The 1399-nt window shown below is 51.5% G+C and carries 1 pseudogene; it reads left to right on the forward strand.

Features of this window, described 5'->3' with window-relative positions:
- A pseudogene (gene mtbB, locus EQO05_RS15205) lies at positions 1–1399 on the forward strand ([dimethylamine--corrinoid protein] Co-methyltransferase); the annotation flags it as partial.

Below are 1399 nucleotides of genomic sequence, written 5' to 3' on the forward strand. Positions count from 1 at the left end.
ATGGCAACTGAATATGCTTTGCGTATGGGAGACGGCAAACGCGTCTTCCTCACAAAAGAGAAAATCATGGAAGAGATTGAAGCCGGTGTGGCAAATGCTGCCGACCTTGGCGAAATCCCTGCTCTTAGTGCCGATGAGGTTGACAAGCTTGCAGAAATCCTTATGATGCCCGGTAAAGCCGTGAGCGTGGAACAGGGCATGGAAATTCCTGTGACTCACGATATTGGGACTATAAGGCTTGACGGGGACCAGGGTAACAGCGGCGTCGGGATTCCTTCAAGCCGTCTGGTCGGCTGCATGATGCACGAGCGGGCTTTTGGTGCCGACACAATGGAACTCGGTCACATTGACTACAGTTACAAGCCTGTAAAGCCTGTTGTTTCCAATGAGTGCCAGACAATGGAAGTCTGCCAGCAGAACATGGTTATCCCATTGTTTTACGGCGCAATGCCAAATATGGGACTGTATTATACCCCGGATGGGCCTTTTGAGAACCCCGGCGACCTTATGAAAGCCTTCAAGATTCAGGAAGCCTGGGAATCAATGGAACATGCTGCTGAGCACCTGACAAGGGATACCGTATGGGTTATGCAGAAAATCTTTGCCTCGGGAGCCGATGGGGTCAATTTTGACACAACTGCGGCAGCCGGAGACGCTGATATGTATGGCACGCTCCATGCAATCCAGGCCCTCAGAAAAGAGTTCCCTGACATGTACATCGAAGCAGGAATGGCAGGAGAATGCGTACTTGGTATGCACGGAAACCTTCAGTATGACGGAGTAACCCTCGCAGGGCTCTGGCCGCACCAGCAGGCTCCGCTTATTGCAAAAGCCGGAGCAAATGTTTTCGGGCCGGTATGCAATACAAACACGAGCAAAACCTCAGCCTGGAACCTTGCCCGTGCAGTTACCTTCATGAAGGCAGCTGTGGAAGCTTCCCCAATTCCCTGCCATGTCGATATGGGAATGGGAGTGGGCGGAATCCCGATGCTTGAGACACCTCCTATTGATGCGGTTACGAGGGCAAGCAAGGCAATGGTCGAAATTGCAGGCGTCGACGGCATATAGATCGGGGTCGGCGACCCTCTGGGTATGCCGATTTCCCACATAATGGCTTCTGGTATGACAGGCATGAGAGCTGCAGGCGACCTTGTCGCAAGAATGGAGTTCTCAAAGAATATGCGCATAGGCGAGGCAAAAGAATACGTGGCAAAGAAGCTCGGAGTCGAGGTCATTGACCTTGTAGACGAACACGTTATGCGCGAGCTGCGTGAAGAACTCGATATCGGGGTAATTACCTCGGTGCCCGGAGCTGCAAAAGGTATTGCTGCAAAGATGAATATCGAAAAACTGCTCGATATAAAGATAAACTCCTGCAACACCTTCAGAAGACAGATAG

The organism is Methanosarcina sp. MSH10X1, from assembly GCF_004099695.1.
In the GTDB taxonomy this organism is placed as follows: domain Archaea; phylum Halobacteriota; class Methanosarcinia; order Methanosarcinales; family Methanosarcinaceae; genus Methanosarcina.